This is a genomic window from Campylobacter sp. TJR-1 (genome assembly GCF_032840035.1).
In the GTDB taxonomy this organism is placed as follows: Bacteria; Campylobacterota; Campylobacteria; order Campylobacterales; family Campylobacteraceae; genus Campylobacter; species Campylobacter fetus.
The window spans coordinates 99,962-118,915 of record NZ_JAWIZX010000003.1 but is presented as its reverse complement, the minus strand read 5'-3'; the positions used below and the strand labels follow the sequence as shown (position 1 = coordinate 118,915).

Sequence of the window (18,954 nt, the reverse complement as noted above, 5' to 3'; positions counted from 1 at the left end):
AAAATTGTTGATTTTAAAGGAAGGCTATGGATTATAGAGATATTAAAAAACTGTTTTTCAAACTAGACCCAGAAACTGCCCATAAAATAGCCGAATGCGGCTTAAGAACAGCTGCAAATTTGCCGTTTGCGGCAGATTATCTAGTAGATAAATTTTGTTATACAGATACAAAATTGTCACAAAATATATTTGGGTTAAATTTCTTAAATCCAGTTGGACTCGCCGGTGGATTCGATAAAAATGCAACTATGTTAAGAGCTCTATTGGCTCTTGGATTTGGATATTTAGAGTATGGTACGCTAACTCCAAAACCGCAACCAGGAAACCCAAAACCGCGTCTTTTTAGACTCATAGAAGAAAAAAGTATACAAAATGCTATGGGATTTAATAATGATGGAGTAGATAAGATAAAAAAACGAGTAGAAAAACTCTATCCGTTTGCCGTGCCGTTATTTGCAAATATAGGAAAAAACAAGATTACTCCAAATGAAGAGGCTATAAAAGATTACGAACTTTTAGTACGCGAACTTAGCGGATTTTGCGATGCTTTTGTTTTAAATTTAAGTTCGCCGAATACTCCGAATTTAAGAGATTTGCAAGAAGATAAATTTATAACAGAACTATTTGAGATAATAAAACCGCTTACTAATAAACCTACTATATTAAAAATATCTCCGGATATAAAAGAGGATAAAGCTATACAAATATGCTTAAATGCTGCGAATTTGGGCATAGACGCGATTATTGTAAACAATACTAGTATAGATTATTCATTAAGCAGTAATGCAAAAAACTTTGGCGGCTTAAGCGGAGCTTTAATAACTCAAAAAAGCAAAGAGATGTTTAAGAACATAGCAAAAGAGCTTTTTGGCAAAACAATTCTTATAAGCTGCGGAGGTATAGACAATGCAAAAGAAGCTTATGAGCGTATAAAAATGGGAGCGAGTTTAGTTCAAATTTATACAAGTTTTATATTTGAAGGTCCATCTATCTGCAAAAATATAAATAAAGAATTAGTTAATCTTTTAACAGATGATGGATTTGAGAATATATCTCAAGCAATCGGCGCTAATTTAAGGAAATAAATGCTACCAAAATTCAGTAAAATAACACTAAATAATGGTCTTGAAGTGTATCATACGCCTTTAAATTTAGGCTCAAACGTTATTAGTATAGATCTGTTTTATAAAGTCGGAAGCCGAAATGAAACTATGGGAAAAAGTGGAATCGCCCATATGTTAGAGCATCTAAATTTTAAATCTACAAAAAATAGAAAAGCTGGAGAATTCGATGAAATAGTAAAAGGTTTTGGCGGAGTAAATAACGCAAGTACGGGATTTGACTATACTCATTACTTTATAAAATGTTCAAATCAAAACTTAGATAAATCGCTAGAGCTATACTCAGACATAATGGAAAACTTAAATTTAAAAAATGAAGAGTTTTTACCAGAAAGAGATGTGGTTTTAGAAGAAAGAAGATGGAGGACAGATAACGATCCAATCGGATTTTTATATTTTAGACTATTTAATAATGCCTTTATCTATCACCCGTATCATTGGACTCCGATAGGATTTTTTACAGATATACAAAACTGGAGCATAGATGATATAAAAGCATTTTGGCAAACATATTATCAACCAAAAAATGCATTTTTAATGATAACTGGAGATATAGATGAGCAAACGGCTTTCGATATATCAAAAAAACATTTTGAACATATAAAAAACGGTAAAGATATACCTAATTTCTATTTTAAAGAGCCGGAGCAAAACGGTAAAAAAGAGGTAGTTTTATGCAAACAAAGTGACGTGGAAATGGTAGCCATAGCATATAAAATTCCGCCATTTAACCATGAAGATCAAGTTGGGCTATCTGCTATTTCAGATTATCTAAGCAGCGGTAAAAGCTCACTTTTACAAAAAAAACTCATAGATGAGCTAAATTTAGTAAATCAAATTTATGCTTATCCTATGGACTGCGTAGATGATGGATTGTTTATATTTATAGCAATTTGCAATCCTGATGTTAAAGCCAAACAGGTACAAAAAGAGTTATTAAATTTAATAAAACAGATAAAACAAGATCTCGTAGAAGATGAAGAATTGATAAAAATAAAAAACTCGTTGAAATCAGATTTCATCTACTCTTTAGATAGTGCTAGCAAACTTGCAAATTTATACGGAAGTTATATAGCAAGAGGAGATATAACTCCTCTTTATGATTTGCAAAATAAAACCGAATCTCTAACTAGTTCAGACGTACAAAAAATAGCAAAAAAATATTTTGTAAGTAAAAATTCAACAACGATAATCTTGAAAGGAACAAAATGAAAAAAGCCATTTTTGGGGCTATGACGGCTCTTATAACTCCATTCAAAAATGGAAAACTAGATGAAGCAGGCTATGAAAAGCTCATCAAAAGACAGATCAAAAATGGTATTGACGCTATTGTGCCAGTAGGAACTACTGGGGAAAGTGCCACTTTAACTCACGATGAACATAGAATTTGTATAGAAATAGCCGTAGAAACTTGTAAAAATACAAAAGTAAAAGTTCTAGCCGGAGCAGGAAGCAACGCTACTCATGAAGCAGTGGATTTGGCTGAGTTTGCAGAAGCTCATGGAGCCGGCGGTATACTTTCTGTAGCTCCGTATTATAACAAACCAACTCAAGAAGGGCTTTATCTTCATTATAAAAATATAGCAAACTCGGTAAAAATACCTGTGCTGCTATATAATGTTCCTGGTCGTACCGGATGCGATATACTTCCTGAAACCGTTATTAGGCTATTTAACGACTGTGAAAATATTTACGGAGTTAAAGAAGCAAGCGGAAGCATAGATAGATGTGTTGATCTACTAGCTCACGAGCCAAAACTTTATGTTTTAAGCGGTGAAGATGCGATAAACTATCCTATTTTAAGCAATGGCGGTAAAGGCGTTATATCTGTTACTTCAAATTTACTTCCAGATCAAACCGCAGCACTTACTCACTACGCACTTGATAATGAGTTTTTAAAAGCAAAAGAGATAAATGATAGACTTTATAATATAAATAAAATAATGTTTTGCGAAAGTAATCCTATACCAATAAAAGCAGCTATGTTCATAGCAGGCCTTATAGGCACTTTAGAATATAGACTTCCGCTTTACAACCCAAGTGTAGATAATCTTAAAAAGATTGAAGAAACTATGAAAAGTTATGATATAAAAGGATTTTAATGAGTTGTTATAATGATGAGTTTAAAGGCAAAACATTAGTAATAAGCGGTGGAACTAGAGGAATCGGTAGAGCTATTGTTTTAGAGTTTGCAAAAGCCGGAGCAAATATAGCATTTACGTATAATTCAAATAAAGAAATGGCTGAAAAACAAGCATGTGAGCTAGAAAAAGAGTTTAATATAAAAAGCAGAGCATATGCGTTAAATATATTAGAGCCTGAAACATATAAAGAGCTATTTTTACAAATAGACGAGGATTTCGATAGAGTTGATTTTTTCATATCAAACGCTATAATCTCAGGTAGAGCAGTAGCTGGTGGATATACTAAATTTATGAAATTAAAACCTCGCGGTATAAACAATATATTCACCGCAACCGTTAATGCTTTTGTCTGCGGAACGCAAGAAGCGGCAAAAAGGATGGAAAAAGTCGGCAGCGGAAGCGTTATAAGCCTTAGCTCAACTGGAAATTTGGTTTATATAGAACACTACAGCGGTCATGGAACCGCAAAAGCAGCGGTAGAAGCTATGGCAAGATACGCAGCGACCGAACTTGGAGATAAAAATATCCGCGTAAACGTAGTAAGCGGAGGTCCTATAGAAACTGACGCTTTAAGAGCTTTTACAAATTATGAAGAAGTTAGAGACGCCACGGCCGCATTAAGTCCGCTTGGTAGAATGGGTCAACCGACAGATCTTGCTGGAGCATGTCTATTTCTATGTAGCTCAAAAGCTAGTTGGGTGACAGGGCATACCTTTATAATAGATGGCGGTACAACTTTTAAATGAGTCTTAACCTTCCAAATTCTCTAGCACTACTTAGAATTATTCTTGCACCGTTACTATTTTTTTTGCTATTGCAAATAGAAACTCAAAGTAATTTTGCGTACATAAGCTGGTTAAATTATTTTTGCGCTCTTATCTTTGTTATAGCAAGTATTACTGATTTTTTTGATGGGTATATCGCTAGAAATTGGAATCAAAAAACAAAATTAGGAGCAATACTAGATCCTTTAGCAGATAAAATGCTTATTTTAGCTGCTTTTTTAGGCCTTATGATGGTAGATAGAGCAAGTCCTTGGGCTGTATATCTTATACTTGTTAGAGAGTTTTTTATAACAGGATTTCGGGTAGTAATGGCAACCGAAAACATCGATATAAGTGCATCTCTAGCAGGTAAAATAAAAACGATATTTCAGATGATAGCTATAGGATTTATAACTATGCAGTGGTGGGGTGGGGCAATTTTATTGTGGGTTGCTGTGGCTCTTACTTTATACTCTGGATATGAATATATCTATGCGTATACAAAGCATATTAAAAGAATATAGTTTTACTATATTTTATCCTTTTATTACTGATATATAGTAGTTTAAAACATATATATGATAACTTGACATATTTATTTATTTTGGATAGTATAACAAAAATATAATAAAAGGATAAAAAATGAAAAAAATACTTAGCCTTATGTTCGCGGCATTGATTTTTATAGGTTGCAGCAGTGCAAATAGCGATAAAAACGATGCACCGGTACTAAGGATAGGCACAGAAGGAACATATAGTCCATTTACTTATCACGATAACAGTGGTAAACTAGTAGGATATGATGTAGAAGTTATAGAAGAAGCAGCTAAAAGAGCCGGATTTAAACCGGAATTTTATGAAACCAACTGGGATGCTATATTTTCTGGACTGAATTCAAATCGTTTCGATATGATAGCAAATCAAATAAGCGATAACAATCCAAAAAGAGCTGAACTTTATACTCTTAGCAATCCTTATATAGTGACATCTGCGGCAATAGCAGTAAGAGCGAATAACGATACTATAAAAAGCTTAAAAGATATAAACGGTACTAAAATAGCGCAAGCCATAGGTAGCGCATACTATGATACAGCAGTTGCCAATGGAGCAAATATCGTTTTAGTAGATAATCTTGCACCTGCCATAAAAGCTGTTAGTCAAGGTAGAGCAGATGGCACTATGAACGATAAACTTGCTATCTTAAACTACTTAAAAACCACAAACGATGCAAATGTAAAAATAGCATTTACCACAGGTGAAGGAACTAAAAGCGTGTTTTTATTTAAAAAAGAGTTAACAGATGCTAGAGACAAAATAAATATTGCTCTTGATACAATGAAAAAAGACGGAACTCTCAAAAAAATATCTGAAAAATATTTTGGGATTGACGTAAGTGAATAGTTATATAGAATCATTCTTACCTATGATAAGAGGAGCGGTGCAATACACCATTCCTCTTAGCCTAATATCCTTTATCTTAGGTATTAGCATCGGTATCATGGTAGCCCTTATAAGAATCGATTCAAGTAAAAATTTACTCACAACTATTTTAAAATATATCTGTGCATTTTATATATCAATAATAAGAGGAACTCCTCTTCTCGTACAACTTTTCATCATATTTTATGGACTACCGAATATAGGTATAACTTTAAATCCGTTTATAAGCTCAATTATAGCTTTTAGCTTAAATATTGGTGCATACTCTAGTGAAACTATAAGAGCTAGCATTTTAGCAGTTCCAAAAGGACAGTGGGAAGCTGGTTGGAGCATAGGTATGAACAACTTTGATACATTTACAAAAATAATAGCTCCGCAAGCATTTAAAATAGCTTTGCCAACACTCTCAAATACATTTATTAGCCTTGTAAAAGACAGCTCTTTAGCATCAGTAGTGCTCGTAGCTGAGTTATTTAGAGAGGCTCAAACTATAGCTTCTCAAAATTATGAGTTTTTACTTACTTATTCAGAAGCCGCATTAATATATTGGGTCATATGCATATTTTTAGGCTATTTACAAACAAAACTTGAGATTAAATTCAGCAAACATTTATAGGTGGAAATATGCTAGACATTAAAAATTTAAATAAATTTATAAAAAATAATCATATCTTAAAAGATATTAGTTTTCATGTAGATACGGGAGATATTTTAGCCATTATAGGACCGAGTGGAAGCGGAAAAACTACTCTTCTTAGGTGTCTTAATTACTTAGAGATGCCTAATAATGGTACTTTAAGCTTTTGCGATGGATCTTTAAATCTTGATTTTAGTGAGCATATCGATAAAAAAGATATATTAAAACTTAGAAGAAAAATGGGTATGGTATTTCAGTCTTATAATCTTTTTCCGCATAAAACAGCTCTTGAAAATGTCACCGAAGGACTCATTGTCGTACAAAAAATACATAGAGACGAAGCTGAGCATATAGCTCTTGAAATTATTAAAAAAGTCGGACTTAGCGATAAAATAAATTTATACCCAAGCTCACTAAGCGGAGGTCAACAACAAAGAGTAGCTATAGCAAGAGCAGTCGCCTTAAATCCGGATATTTTGCTTCTTGATGAACCGACCAGCGCACTAGATAAAGAGCTTGTTGGAGAGGTATTAAATACTTTAAAACTGCTTGCAAAAGAGAAACAAACCATGGTATTAGTAACTCATGAACTAAACTTTGCAAAAGATGTAGCAAATAAAATAATGTTTCTAGAAGGCGGTGAAATAATCACTATAGAAAATCCAAAAGAGTTCTTTGAGAATCAAAAAAATCCTAGGATACTTAGGTTTTTAGGAAATCTAAGCGCTAATTAATAAGGCTAAAAGTGAGCATAAACGATAAAAAGGGGTTGATTTTAGGTATCAGCACCTTTGCGATGTGGGGCGTATTTCCTATATTTTTTAAATTTATAGATTCAGTAGGAGCGATAGAAATATTAGCTCACCGCATAATCTGGTCTGCAATCATACTTTTTATTTTACTTAAATTTAGAAATAAAATCATTAATGTAAAACGACTTCTAAAGATAAAAAAAGTCGCTTTGACTCTATTTATAACCGGAATTTTGATAGCTTCAAATTGGGGAATTTTCATATATGCAGTAAATCAAAATCAAATCTTAGCAACAAGTCTTGGATATTTTATAAATCCTCTTTTTTCCATACTTCTTGGAGCGATAATTTTAAAAGAAAAACTAAGTACAACGTTAAAAATATCTATTTTAATCGTATTTTTTGCTATATGCATTCAAATTTACGCACTTGGAAGCTTGCCTTTTATATCTCTTATATTGCCATTGTCTTTTGCATTATACGGACTTATTCGCAAGAAAGTAAGCATTCCGACTTTTGAAGGGCTTTTTATAGAAACGCTTCTTTTAGTACCGATAGCTATAGCGTATATTTCATATCTTGGATTAAACTCAAATAGTAAATTTGGATTTGAACTAAATGGATTATTACTATTTTTAAGCGGATTTGTTACCATAATACCTCTATTAACCTTCAACGCATCAACAAAATACCTAAAACTATCTACAATAGGATTTTTGCAGTATATAAGCCCTAGTTTAAGCCTTTTGATTGCTATTTTTGTGTATAATGAGACTCTTGATAGCTACAAGCTTATCAGTTTTATTTTGATCTGGATTAGCTTAGTAATAGCTGGTATCAGTGGATTATGGAGAAAAAATGGGTGAACAAGATATTATATTAATAGCCATTGTGGTGATGATAATCGCAGCTATTTTAAATTCACAAATCAACAAACTAACAAAAAAGATAGAAAAAGATGAGTTAAATCCAAATTTATCATATTATGATAGCTTTTGTAATGCCATAGATGAAAAAATCTCATGGCTTAGAGAGTTAGTAACCGATGGAAATATAAATGATAGTGCTAGTAAAGATACTTGTTTAGAGATGTTAAGCAATTTTAGCAAAGAACTCGTTTTTTTACAAACTATGAATACAAACACAAAAGATAAAGCAGTTTGGGAAGAAAAACTTTTTAATTTTTTAAGCAAAATAGACGATTTTGTTATTTCAAATTTAAAAGATGCAGAAAATGTAAGCCAAAAAATAAAAGACGATTTAAAAGCTGAATTTGATAAATTAAGCTCATAAACCTTCTTTTGATCTAAGTATCCTTGTATAGGCGTCCTTTATACGCTCTTTGCTTATCTTGCCGCTATTTACCGCATTTAATATCGCGTCATTTATTATTTTTATAGAGTTTGAGTTATTTAAAAAATACTCACTAACCAAAACTATATCCACTCCGGCATTTATCGCTCTTACGACTTTTTGTTCTATGCTAAGCTCGCCAAGACCTTTCATAAGAAGATCGTCGCTCATAACTGCACCTTTAAATTTAAAACGATTTTTTAAGATATCGCTTACTATATGTTTTGACAAAACCGCCGGATTTTTATCATCTAAATTTGGTATATACACGTGAGCTACCATGATGAAACTTGCTTGACCTCGTTTTATCAACTCAAAATACGGCTTTAATTCATCAAAATCGTAGTTATCCACAACTGTTTTTTCTTTATGAGTATCTTTGATAGCATTTCCATGGCCAGGAAAATGTTTTAGCACAGTTTTTATGTTTGCCTTGTCAAATGATTTTATAAACTCGCTACTATATGCTATAACTTCATCAGGATTTTTACTGAATGCTCTATTTTTTTGTCCTATTATAGATGAGTTTGGATTATAAACATCGACGACGGGAGCAAAGTTCATATTGATTCCAAGGTTTTTTAACTGATCTGCCATATCTTTGTATATGATACCGGCTTTATTTAAATTCATCTTGCTACCGACTTCGTAGGCCGATGGAAAATGCTTAAAGCCGTCTTTATTTATAAATCTACTGACTTTTCCGCCCTCCTCGTCGATAGCAATGAGAAGCTTGTGTTTTGATTTTGATGAAGATAATTTTTTCGTAAGTTTGATAAGCTCGTCTTTTGTGCTGATATTTCTAGCAAGAAGCATAACTCCGCCTATACGACCAAAACCTGCATCAAGTACAAGTTGATCAGTCCAACTATCATTTGCGCTTGAGTGGCTAAATCCTATCATAATCATTTGACCTATCATCTTTTTAAGCTCTGCTTCATCATTTGAAGCACCAAACAACAAATAAACGCTAGCAAAAAATATAATTAATTTTTTCATTTTCTTTTTAATAAATCCTTGAGTGATTCTTTAACATTTTTTCCATTTAGCATAGCACAAACTTCAGCTGCGATCGGCGTATAAATCGACTTTTCATTTGCGATTCTTGTGATAGCATAGGCTGTAGGTACGCCCTCTGCAACCTCTCCAAGCTCTTTTAAAATTTCATGAATAGGCATTCCTTTTGCAAGTCCAAGCCCTACTCTATAATTTCTTGAAAGTACACTAGAAGCTGTTAAAAATAGATCTCCGGCTCCACTAAGCCCCAAAAATGTCTCATTTTTAGCACCGAAATACTCGCCAAAACGGCTCATCTCGACAAGTCCGCGCGATATCAAGCTTGCTCTTGCATTATTCCCAAGCATTAAACCATCACAAATTCCACTTGCGATCGCGATAACATTTTTATAAGCTCCGCAAATTTCACTACCTATAACGTCGCTGCTTATATATGTTTTGATAAAATTTGGAAATGCGCCCGCCCAAATTTTTGCCAAATTTTCGTTATGACTACTGATAACCAAAGCACACGGCAATTTCTGTGTTACTTCACTAGCAAAGCTAGGACCGCTTAAAAATGCTAAATTTTCAGAACTGGTAAATTCGCAAAATATCTCATCTATAAATTTAGAACTACTAGTTTCTATACCTTTTGAAGCAACTAATATTTTTTGATTTTTATCAATAAAGTTTAAATTTAAAAACTCTTTAATACTTTGCGTAGCTATACTAAAAACGATATATTCGCATTCTAAAGCATCTTTTAAATTTACAAAATCTTCCAAATCTCTTTTTGTACGAGAACTTATAACACAATTATTTTTTTGCTTAAGAGCAAAAAAAAGTGCCTGTCCCCACTTACCGGCTCCTATCACTGCTATTTTCATATTTACGACTCTTAAAGTTTTGATTTTAACAAGTTATTTACCTTGCTTGGGTTAAATGCACCTTTTCCTTCTTTCATAACTTGACCTACGAAAAATCCAAAAAGCTTGTCTTTTCCGCTTTTAAACTCAGCTACTTTATCGCTATTTGCAGATAAAACGCTATCAATGATAGCCAAAATCGCCGAATCATCGCTGACTTGTTTAAGACCGAGTTTTTCTATAACGCTACTAACATCTTCATCGTGCTCCATAACATAATCAAGCACGTCTTTTGCGGCTTTTTGACTGATAGTTCCGTCTTCTATGCGACTTATTAAATTTGAAAGTTTTTTACTATCAACAGGACTTGTTTCTATCGTAACACCGTTTTTAAGACGCCCTAAAAGCTCCACACAAAGCCAAGTAACGGCAAGTTTCGGTGAGTTTTTTGCTTCTATAAGATCTTCAAAATATCTCGCCATCTCATAACTACTTATGATGACTTCGGCATCACTCTCTTTTATGCCAAGATCTTTTACATATCTTGCCTTTTTTTCATCTGGAAGTTCAGGCAACACACTGGCTTCTTCCATCATCTTATCAGGTATTATGACAGGAAGCAGGTCCGGATCTGGGAAATAACGATACTCGGCGCTATCTTCTTTACTTCTCATCGACTTTGTAACAAGCTTATTTGTATCAAAAAGCCTTGTTTCTTGATAAACTTCTTCATCATATTTGCCATCTTCCCAAGACAGTATTTGGCGCTCTACTTCATATTCTATGGCTTTTTGGATAAATTTAAACGAATTTAGGTTTTTTATCTCGACTCTAGTATAAAGTTTTTCATCGCCTTTTGGACGTATGCTGACATTTACATCACAACGAAATGAGCCTTCTTGCATATTTGCGTCGCTGATATTTAAAAACCTAAGTATACTATGAAGTTTTTTGAGATACGCCACTGCTTCATCGCTATTTCTAAGATCTGGTTCGCTTACTATCTCAAGAAGCGGAGTTCCTGCACGGTTTAGGTCTACTAAACTTTTGTTTGTTTCATGATTATTTTTACCGGCGTCTTCTTCAAGATGAGCTCTTGTTATGCCTATTCTTTTTATTTCACCGCCTACTTTTATGAAAAGCTCACCTTTTTCAACGATAGGAATGGTAAATTGTGAAATTTGATACGCTTTTGGAAGATCGGGATAAAAATAGTTTTTTCTATCAAAGACACTTTTTTTATTTACGGTCGCATTTATGGCTTTACCAAAGCTAATGGCTTTCTTTACGGCTTCTTTATTTAACACCGGAAGTGCTCCAGGAAGTGCTAGACAAGTCGGGCATACGTGAGTGTTTGGTTCATCGCCAAAACTAGTGCTACAACTGCAAAATATCTTTGTTTTAGTATTTAGCTGACAATGGACTTCTAATCCTATAACGGTCTCGAACATAAAATTACCTTTTTATATCTATATTTGTGTGATTTTAGCATAAATTTATTGAATTTTTAATTAGCAAAATATCTGATAGATGCAAATCCGGCGGCTTTTGCTAGTTCCACCATTTTTATATGCTTTTTAGTAGTTATACCACCAAGCCCAAATACTTTAACGGATGAATTTAAAACGATTTTTTTTAGGGTCTCTATGCCGACTGGTTCACCTTTGTTTGGGGTCGAAAATATGGGGCTAAAAGTTATAAAATCAGCGCCTAATTTTATAGCGTCTTCTATCTCTTTTTCATTGTGTGTACTAGCGAATTTAATTAAACTTTGTGGAGTATTTTTTAAATTCGCTATCAAATTTGAGCTAAAATGGATACCGTCGGCTTTTAAATTTAATGCTAAATTTAGATCGTTGTGTATTATAAATTTAGCCTTGAAATTCGGTTTTAAACTCATAAAAATTTCAGCTTTCTTAACATAATCGCTACAAATTTTATCTCTAAAAAGTATAAAATCAGCTGTTTGAAGTCTTTCAAATTTAAAAAAACTATCTTTTAAATTTGAATATAATTTAGGATCTGTTATTGCGTAACTTAACATTTGCTTCAAATAATGCTATCAAAATATAAAAAAACAGAGCTAAAATAATACCAAAAAGCCCTCCGTAAAATAAAGATAAAATATAACCTATATGATGAAAATTAAAAAATGAATAAAGAGCACCAAGAACCGCTATAGCCCAAGACGCTCCAAGTAGAAAATGTAAAAAATATCTAATAAAAGATATCAAATCCTTAATGCTCCTCACTAACAACAACAGCGCCTGCTAAATAAACATAAGTTAAAATCATAAAAATAAATGTTTGAAGAAGTGCCATAAAAGTAAGAAGAGCGAATGCAGGAAGCGGAGCCACCCATGGAGCAAGGCTAAGTACAACCATTAAAAATAGATCATCGCCCTTGATATTTCCAAAAAGACGAAATGACAATGAAACAATGCGTGAAAGATGAGAAACTATCTCTATAGGAAACATAAGCGGAGCTAAAATTTTATTTGGTCCCATAAAGTGAGCAAAATATTTTATAATTCCTTGAGTTCTGATACCTTCAAAATTATAATACAAAAATACGCTAAGAGCCAGACATAAGGTTAAATTTAAACTAGAACTAGGAGCCTCGAATCCCGGAATAATACCAATCACGTTACTAGTAAGAACAATCAGACCTATTGTAGCAACAAGCGGAAGATATTTCCTAGCTAATTCATCACTACCCATTACGTCGCGTCCCATTGATACTATACCTTCCAAATAAGCCTCCAAAAGATTTTGCGATCCTCTAGGGACAAGCTGCATAGACCTTGTAGCAAGTTTTGCTACTATAAGAACGATAATAGCGACTAAAATAAGATGAAAAAGATAGTTAAAAGTATGGCTATGCATAATCATATCTGAAAAGAGAAATAGTTCCTTCATTAAACAACCTTATTTAAAATTTTCTTGCGATTATAGCTAAATTTATATTAAATTCAAGTTAAAAGCTGTTTTACAAAAAGATCATAAATTAGCTTTAAAATAGTACAAGCTACAACTACTAAAAATACTATTTTTATAAATTTAACCTCTTTTTTAATAACCATTTTTGATCCAAAATATGCACCTATAATTTGACCAAATCCCATGATTATACCAAGCATCCAAAGAATCTGTCCGCCGGCTATAAAAACTCCCAAAGATACTATATTTGAGGTAAAATTTAGAGCTTTTGTATGAGCGACTGCTTTTTTCATATGAATTCCAAGCAGCGCAACCATAGCGAACATCCAAAAAGATCCGGCTCCGGGTCCAAAAAATCCATCATAAAATCCAAGCATCAAGCCAAAAGTTATATAAAAAACCTTAGGGCTTAGCTTTGCAGCTCTATCTTTCTCGCCGATCTTTGGACTAAAAATAGTATATAAAAATATTAAAATCAAAAATATAGGTATAAGATAACTAAGAATTTTCGGATCTATGACTAATACGCAAATCGTGCCTAAAACAGCACCTATAAAAGTAAAAACAATTCCTATCCAAATATCTTTATAATTTATATAACCTTTTAAACTAAAATTTAAAGTAGCAGTGAAACTTCCGAAGCTAGATTGGAGTTTATTGGTAGCTAAAGCTATATGTTCTGGGATGCCTACTGATATAAGAATCGGTATAGTGATCAGCCCTCCACCTCCAGCTATGGCATCCACAAAACCGCTAAAACATGCTACAAAAAAGAGTAGCGCATAGTGCCAAAGTTCGAATTCCATAATAAGCCTTTATTTTAAATTCGGAATATTACAGCATTCAAACTTTATTACTAATTAAATGCCGATATGATGTTATTTAACCGGAACTTCAAATCCTACGATTATATTTGGCCATGTTTTTTTAGAGTGCAAACCGGCTATAATTTTATCGGTGCTAAACTTCTCAAATGCGTCTTTTGCGTTGAAATCGCTATTAAAATCGATCTCTCCAGATGCTATAAGTTTAGAATCTTTAACCTCGTATTTCATAGGAATTTCTTTTTCTACATTATTAAATTTAACACTCATTTTAACTTCGCCTACATTATCATCGCCGCTTACTGAGGTGATTTTAGATTCAACATTTTGAGATGCTAAATGAGAGAAAAATTTCTCTTTTATATTTTTATCTCTTATTGGATTTTTGAAAGTATCAATACTGTTTAAATCTATACTTGCAGTAGCTCCAGTAAGTATCTCAGATACGCTTCCACTACTTTTTGGAAAACTAAATTTTACATCGTTAAAAGTAGAAGGAACGGCTGTTTTATTGGCTGTTTTAAATGCAGTTATATCAATCTTAGCTAAATTTGTATCTATCTCAAGCGCAAAAGCTAAATTTGCAAGAAGCGCAGCCGCACTAATTATTAACATAGGTTTTTTCATTTTGTCTCCTTATTTTAAAAATTAGTTTTTATTATCAAATAAATTTGCTTAAAATAAGGTTAAAAATCATAAATTTTTAGTACTTTTTGATATCTAATTTCATTATTGCATAATATCAAAAGCATATCGTTCTCCATAAATTCAAAAGATCCGCCTACTTTTACATACTCTGAGTTTCGCTTAGCTAAAAGTATTAAAAAGTCATCTGGAAGTTCTAATTCAGATAAGTTCTTTCCTATGATTTTTGAATTTTTTCCTATTGTGTATTGTTTTAAATCATTATGTGAAATTGGAGTATTTGGAAAATTTGATGCGATAATTTTTGGAGTTTCTATGACACCAAAAATCTTTGCGCTCTTATTCAAAGTAGTTCCTTGAGTTAAAACCGATATTAAAACCATAAAAAATATCGCATTAAATATCAGCTGAGCATTTGGAGTATTTGACGATAGAGGATATGTAGCAAGTATGATCGGCACGACGCCTCTAAGACCGACCCATGATATGAAAAGCTTCTCTTTTGTAGTATATTTTGAAAAAATAGTTGAGATAAACACACTAATGGGTCTAGCGATAAACATAACCACAAAAGCCATTATAATGCTTATAAAAGCTACATTTGGAAGCTCACTTGGAAACACCAAAAGTCCCAAAGTTAAAAATACGAATATCTGCATCATCCATGCAATACCATCAAAAAATCCAATCAAATTTTTCTTATATAAAAACTCCTTTTTATTTGCAAAAATTCCAGCCGTATAAACAGCTATAAAGCCATTTCCGCCGATATTTTCCGTTAATCCAAACAAAATAGCTATCAAAGATATAAGTAAAACCGGATACAATCCCCAGTAGCCGAGTTTTATTCTATTAATAAGACTTGGTATCATAACGCCAAATAGATATCCCATAACTCCGCCCAAAACAAATTCAAGCAAAAGCCCTAAACCTAAAATAAATTTATCTGGTATGCTAGCAGCTGTTATAAGGCTTAAAATCGTAATAGTTAAAAATATCGCCATAGGATCATTGCTTCCGCTTTCAAACTCTAAAAGCGAAGATAGATTATTTTTAAATTTAGTAGAACGCATTATAGAAAATACAGCAGCTGCATCAGTTGAACTTATTATAGCACCGAAAAGTAAAGATTCTAAAATGGAAAATTGCATTATATAATAAGCAAATAATCCAGTAATCCCTGCTGAAATAACGACTCCTAAAGTAGCTAGTATAAAACCTGTTTTAAAAATCGGTTTTATGGATTTATAACTAGTATTAAATCCACCCGCAAAAAGAATATAAACAAGAGCTATCGTTCCTACATCTTCTGCTATCTTTGCATTATCAAACTCTAGTCCGATTATACCATCGCTCCCAGCAAGCATGCCGATACCAAGAAACATTAAAAGCGCAGGAATACCGTATTTATCGGAAATTTTACTAAATATAACGCTAAATAAAAACAACATTCCAAAAAGTATTAATGTCTGATCCAAGTTAATCCTTTATTATATATTTCTATCTATTTTACACTGTAAAGCTTCATGTATAAGCACTCTAGCAACTGCTCTTTCTTCTTTTATAAGGTGGAAATTCTCTCCAAAATCAGCATATAATTGCTTCTCTTCGGTCCCCGTAAATCTAATAACGGTATTGACAGGATAATCAAGATCTTTTATAGAGTTTGCTATCATCTCTAACTTTTGTTCATTGCTCACAGTTAAAATTATAGCCGCACATGTTTTTATAGATGCTTTTTCTAGTGTAATTTTTTGAGTTGCATTACCAAAAAATACATTTTCTCCGCGGCTTCTTCCAAGCTGAACCAAGCTTATATCACTCTCTATAACAAGATATAACAATCCTTGAGCTTTCAGTCTATTTACAACTTCTTGACCGAGTCTTCCATAGCCGCAAACTATAAAATGATCGCTTAAATCTTGTACTTTTAGCTTTTCAAACTCAGGTATTTCGCTCTCTTCTTCTAGTCTGTCGGCTAAATGTCCGATGTTTTTTAAGATAAACGGAGTAGCTACCATAGATATAATTACAACCGCGGTTAAAATTTGAGAAGTTTCTGAATTTAACATATTATTTACGTTTAAAAGAGCAAAAATAGCTAAAGCGAACTCGCCAATCTGACATATACTAAGAGCTGTTTTTATGGCTACTCTTTTTTTAAGATAAGTTGCTAAAAGTGCATATACAACAGCTATTTTGATCACCATAACATCGACCAAAATCACTATTATCATTAATAAATTTTCAAATATTATCTCAAAGTTTATCTGCATTCCTACAGTTATAAAAAATAACCCTAAAAGCAGATCTCGAAAAGGTATAAGATCAGCTTCTATCTGATGTTTGTACTGAGTTTCTGCTATAAGCATACCGGCTATAAAAGCTCCTAAAGAGTAGCTAAAACCAAAATAATGCGCCAAAAAACTAGCTCCAACCACGCTAAATAAAATAGTCGTTATAAATATCTCTTGTGAATTTGTCTTGATAACTAAATAAAGCATCCAGTTAAACAGATACTTTCCTATAAAATACAACAAAAATAGAAGTATAATCGCACTTGTTAGAGTCGTCGTCACAAGATCGCTTACAGAAGTTGTTTTTGAACTAAATATATCTATCATAAGAAGCAACGGGATAACGGCGATATCTTGAAAAAGAAGTATTCCAAGAGCTTTTCTTCCATAAACTTGACTTATATCTCCGTTATCGTTTAATGTTTTTAATACAATAGCTGTTGAACTCAAAGATAGAGCAAAGCCTATTATAAGCGATGTTTGTTGTCCTATATCAAAAGCGTATTGAGCGATCATGGAAAATATAATTCCAGTTACAAAAACCTGAATTATTCCATTTAAAAACACCTCTTTTTTCATAGTCAAAAGATGCTTAAAACTAAACTCCAGTCCTATCGTAAACATCAAAAATACAATGCCAAACTCGGCTATATGAGTAAGATCAGTATTGTAAGTAAGTCCGAAAGTTTTTGATATAAATATGCCAGTTACAATATATCCTATAATAGTAGGAATTTCATACCTTTTAAAAAATACGTTAAGCACTATAGCAAATGCAGTAGCTGCTAAAAACAGCTCTAAAAAATTGTCCATTTTAATTACTTTTCATCATTCAAAAATATCAAATCAAAGCTATTTTTTCTCTTTACTAAAGATCGTTTTGTATCGCTGCTATTTATCTTTTCTAAATTTAATCTCAATTCGTCTATGATATTTTCATACTCCTCAATCTGAGTTTTCAGTCTTAATATCACATCGACTCCGGCTAAATTTACACCCAAATCTCTAGTCAATCTTAAAATCATCTTTATTCTATCAAGATCTTTTTCACTATAAAGTCTCATTTTTCCGCCCGTACGAGAAGGTTCTACTAAACCTTCTCTCTCATACTGACGTAGAGTTTGAGGATGTATACTAAGAACTTTAGCAACAACGCTAATTAAATAAACCGGCTCATCATAACTTTTCATAATTTTACTCCTTAAAGCTTCTCTTCAAGTACCTTAACTAGCTCTTTATCCATAGAGCTAACATCGGGTAAGACTACATTTACACTAAGATACATATCTCCAAAAATACCACTTTTTCTATTTTGTACGCCATAACCTTTAAGTCTTATTTTTTGACCGTTTTTTGTATTTGGAGCTATTTTTATATTAACACTTTTTTTAAATGTATCAACACTAATTTTTCCACCAAAAAGCGCAATTTTAAGTGGAATATCTATAGGCATATAAAGATCATCGCCTTCTCTTTTAAATTTAGAATCCTCAGAAACTTCAACACTTAACAAAACGTCCCCTTTTGCTCCGTTTGAACTCTTTCCTTTTCCTCTTATGCGTAGCTTTTCGCCACTATTTATGCCAGCAGGTATTTTTATCTTGACGCTCTGTCCGTTTATGTTGATACTATATTCTCCGCCGTTTATAGCTACGTTAAAAGGAATGGTTATTTTTGAGTTTATATCTAAATTCTGCTCAAATCCGCTTCCAAATCCATTAAAACCTCCAAAATCCCTACTGCTAAAACTACTTCGACTACTAAAACCGCCAAATCCACCGCCAAAAATATTTCTTAAAATATCATTGATATCGGCTCCGTTTTGGGAACTTGCAAAATCATGAAAACTTTGACCGCCAAACATACTATCGCCGTGAGTATCGTACTGAGCACGTTTCTCATCGTCACTTAGTATCTCATAGGCTGCGTTTATCTCTTTAAATTTCTCTTCTGCTCCGGCTTCTTTATTTATATCGGGATGATATTTTCTTGCTAATTTTCTATACGCCTTTTTTATCTCATCGCTAGTTGCGTTTTTATCTACTCCAAGAGTTTCGTATAAGCTATTACTCATAATACTACCTCACTTATGTTATTTTATATGAATTATAGCACAATACTTGAGCTTATGTCAATCAACTTTAAGTTAATTTCAAACATTTTCATTTCCAA

Annotated in this window: 21 protein-coding genes; 10 read left to right on the top strand and 11 right to left on the bottom strand. The window is 32.7% G+C overall.

Annotated features, from left to right (window positions below; genetic code table 11):
- Positions 1 to 26: 26 nt before the first annotated feature.
- The 10 genes from RVY88_RS03960 to RVY88_RS03915 all read left to right on the top strand — a co-directional run bounded on the left by RVY88_RS03960 (position 27) and on the right by RVY88_RS03915 (position 8,151).
- The gene (locus RVY88_RS03960) at positions 27 to 1,085 is read left to right on the top strand and encodes a quinone-dependent dihydroorotate dehydrogenase (protein ID WP_162167141.1); all 1,059 of its coding nucleotides are present in this window, start codon (positions 27 to 29) and stop codon (positions 1,083 to 1,085) included.
- Positions 1,086 to 2,333: a M16 family metallopeptidase gene (locus RVY88_RS03955; RefSeq protein WP_162167140.1), complete on the top strand. Its 1,248-nt coding sequence runs from the start codon at positions 1,086 to 1,088 to the stop codon at positions 2,331 to 2,333.
- On the top strand, positions 2,330 to 3,223 hold the full coding sequence (dapA, locus tag RVY88_RS03950; protein WP_162167139.1) for a 4-hydroxy-tetrahydrodipicolinate synthase: 894 nt from the start codon (positions 2,330 to 2,332) through the stop codon (positions 3,221 to 3,223). Before RVY88_RS03955 ends, dapA begins: the two co-directional genes overlap by 4 nt.
- Positions 3,223 to 4,011 (top strand): enoyl-ACP reductase, encoded by a 789-nt coding sequence (locus tag RVY88_RS03945; RefSeq protein WP_002849226.1) that lies wholly within the window; start codon positions 3,223 to 3,225, stop codon positions 4,009 to 4,011. Before dapA ends, RVY88_RS03945 begins: the two co-directional genes overlap by 1 nt.
- Positions 4,008 to 4,553: a CDP-diacylglycerol--glycerol-3-phosphate 3-phosphatidyltransferase gene (gene pgsA / locus RVY88_RS03940; protein ID WP_002849224.1), complete on the top strand. Its 546-nt coding sequence runs from the start codon at positions 4,008 to 4,010 to the stop codon at positions 4,551 to 4,553. Before RVY88_RS03945 ends, pgsA begins: the two co-directional genes overlap by 4 nt.
- A gap of 118 nt (positions 4,554 to 4,671) precedes the next feature.
- Positions 4,672 to 5,430, top strand: a complete 759-nt coding sequence (locus RVY88_RS03935) for a transporter substrate-binding domain-containing protein (RefSeq protein WP_011731953.1) — start codon at positions 4,672 to 4,674, stop codon at positions 5,428 to 5,430.
- Positions 5,423 to 6,085, top strand: coding sequence for an amino acid ABC transporter permease (locus tag RVY88_RS03930; RefSeq protein WP_034959632.1), 663 nt, complete (start codon positions 5,423 to 5,425; stop codon positions 6,083 to 6,085). The genes RVY88_RS03935 and RVY88_RS03930 overlap by 8 nt, the downstream gene beginning before the upstream one ends.
- An 8-nt stretch (positions 6,086 to 6,093) precedes the next feature.
- Positions 6,094 to 6,840 (top strand): amino acid ABC transporter ATP-binding protein, encoded by a 747-nt coding sequence (locus tag RVY88_RS03925; RefSeq protein ID WP_011731951.1) that lies wholly within the window; start codon positions 6,094 to 6,096, stop codon positions 6,838 to 6,840.
- Positions 6,841 to 6,851: 11 nt separating this feature from the next.
- Positions 6,852 to 7,724, top strand: a complete 873-nt coding sequence (gene rarD, locus RVY88_RS03920) for an EamA family transporter RarD (protein WP_002849220.1) — start codon at positions 6,852 to 6,854, stop codon at positions 7,722 to 7,724.
- Positions 7,717 to 8,151, top strand: a complete 435-nt coding sequence (locus RVY88_RS03915) for a hypothetical protein (RefSeq protein WP_002849218.1) — start codon at positions 7,717 to 7,719, stop codon at positions 8,149 to 8,151. The genes rarD and RVY88_RS03915 overlap by 8 nt, the downstream gene beginning before the upstream one ends.
- Here the strand turns inward: RVY88_RS03915 and RVY88_RS03910 are convergent.
- From RVY88_RS03910 to RVY88_RS03860, 11 genes are all read right to left on the bottom strand, one after another.
- Positions 8,146 to 9,210 carry a glycoside hydrolase family 3 N-terminal domain-containing protein gene (locus tag RVY88_RS03910; protein ID WP_002849217.1) on the bottom strand — a complete coding sequence of 355 codons (1,065 nt, stop codon included), beginning with the start codon at positions 9,208 to 9,210 and terminating at the stop codon, positions 8,146 to 8,148. The genes RVY88_RS03915 and RVY88_RS03910 overlap by 6 nt on opposite strands.
- Positions 9,207 to 10,097, bottom strand: coding sequence for an NAD(P)H-dependent glycerol-3-phosphate dehydrogenase (locus RVY88_RS03905; RefSeq protein WP_011731950.1), 891 nt, complete (start codon positions 10,095 to 10,097; stop codon positions 9,207 to 9,209). The genes RVY88_RS03910 and RVY88_RS03905 overlap by 4 nt, the downstream gene beginning before the upstream one ends.
- An 11-nt stretch (positions 10,098 to 10,108) precedes the next feature.
- Positions 10,109 to 11,527, bottom strand: a complete 1,419-nt coding sequence (gatB, locus tag RVY88_RS03900) for an Asp-tRNA(Asn)/Glu-tRNA(Gln) amidotransferase subunit GatB (protein WP_162167138.1) — start codon at positions 11,525 to 11,527, stop codon at positions 10,109 to 10,111.
- Between the two features lie 56 nt (positions 11,528 to 11,583).
- Entirely contained in the window at positions 11,584 to 12,120 is a 537-nt protein-coding gene (locus RVY88_RS03895; protein WP_010402361.1) for a thiamine phosphate synthase, read from the bottom strand.
- 194 nt (positions 12,121 to 12,314) lie between these two features.
- Entirely contained in the window at positions 12,315 to 12,995 is a 681-nt protein-coding gene (locus tag RVY88_RS03890) for a F0F1 ATP synthase subunit A (RefSeq protein ID WP_002849211.1), read from the bottom strand.
- A 53-nt stretch (positions 12,996 to 13,048) separates the two neighbouring features.
- Positions 13,049 to 13,822 carry a TSUP family transporter gene (locus RVY88_RS03885; RefSeq protein ID WP_162167137.1) on the bottom strand — a complete coding sequence of 258 codons (774 nt, stop codon included), beginning with the start codon at positions 13,820 to 13,822 and terminating at the stop codon, positions 13,049 to 13,051.
- A 72-nt stretch (positions 13,823 to 13,894) separates the two neighbouring features.
- Positions 13,895 to 14,467, bottom strand: a complete 573-nt coding sequence (locus RVY88_RS03880; RefSeq protein ID WP_011731948.1) for a YceI family protein — start codon at positions 14,465 to 14,467, stop codon at positions 13,895 to 13,897.
- A gap of 59 nt (positions 14,468 to 14,526) precedes the next feature.
- Positions 14,527 to 15,963 carry a potassium/proton antiporter gene (locus RVY88_RS03875; RefSeq protein WP_162167136.1) on the bottom strand — a complete coding sequence of 479 codons (1,437 nt, stop codon included), beginning with the start codon at positions 15,961 to 15,963 and terminating at the stop codon, positions 14,527 to 14,529.
- Between the two features lie 12 nt (positions 15,964 to 15,975).
- The gene (locus tag RVY88_RS03870) at positions 15,976 to 17,595 is read right to left on the bottom strand and encodes a cation:proton antiporter (protein ID WP_011731946.1); all 1,620 of its coding nucleotides are present in this window, start codon (positions 17,593 to 17,595) and stop codon (positions 15,976 to 15,978) included.
- Between the two features lie 5 nt (positions 17,596 to 17,600).
- Entirely contained in the window at positions 17,601 to 17,972 is a 372-nt protein-coding gene (locus RVY88_RS03865) for a heat shock protein transcriptional repressor HspR (RefSeq protein ID WP_002849199.1), read from the bottom strand.
- Positions 17,973 to 17,983: 11 nt separating this feature from the next.
- A complete protein-coding gene (locus RVY88_RS03860; RefSeq protein ID WP_002849197.1) occupies positions 17,984 to 18,856 on the bottom strand; it encodes a DnaJ family protein in 873 nt (290 codons plus the stop codon).
- Between the last annotated feature and the right edge of the window lie 98 nt (positions 18,857 to 18,954).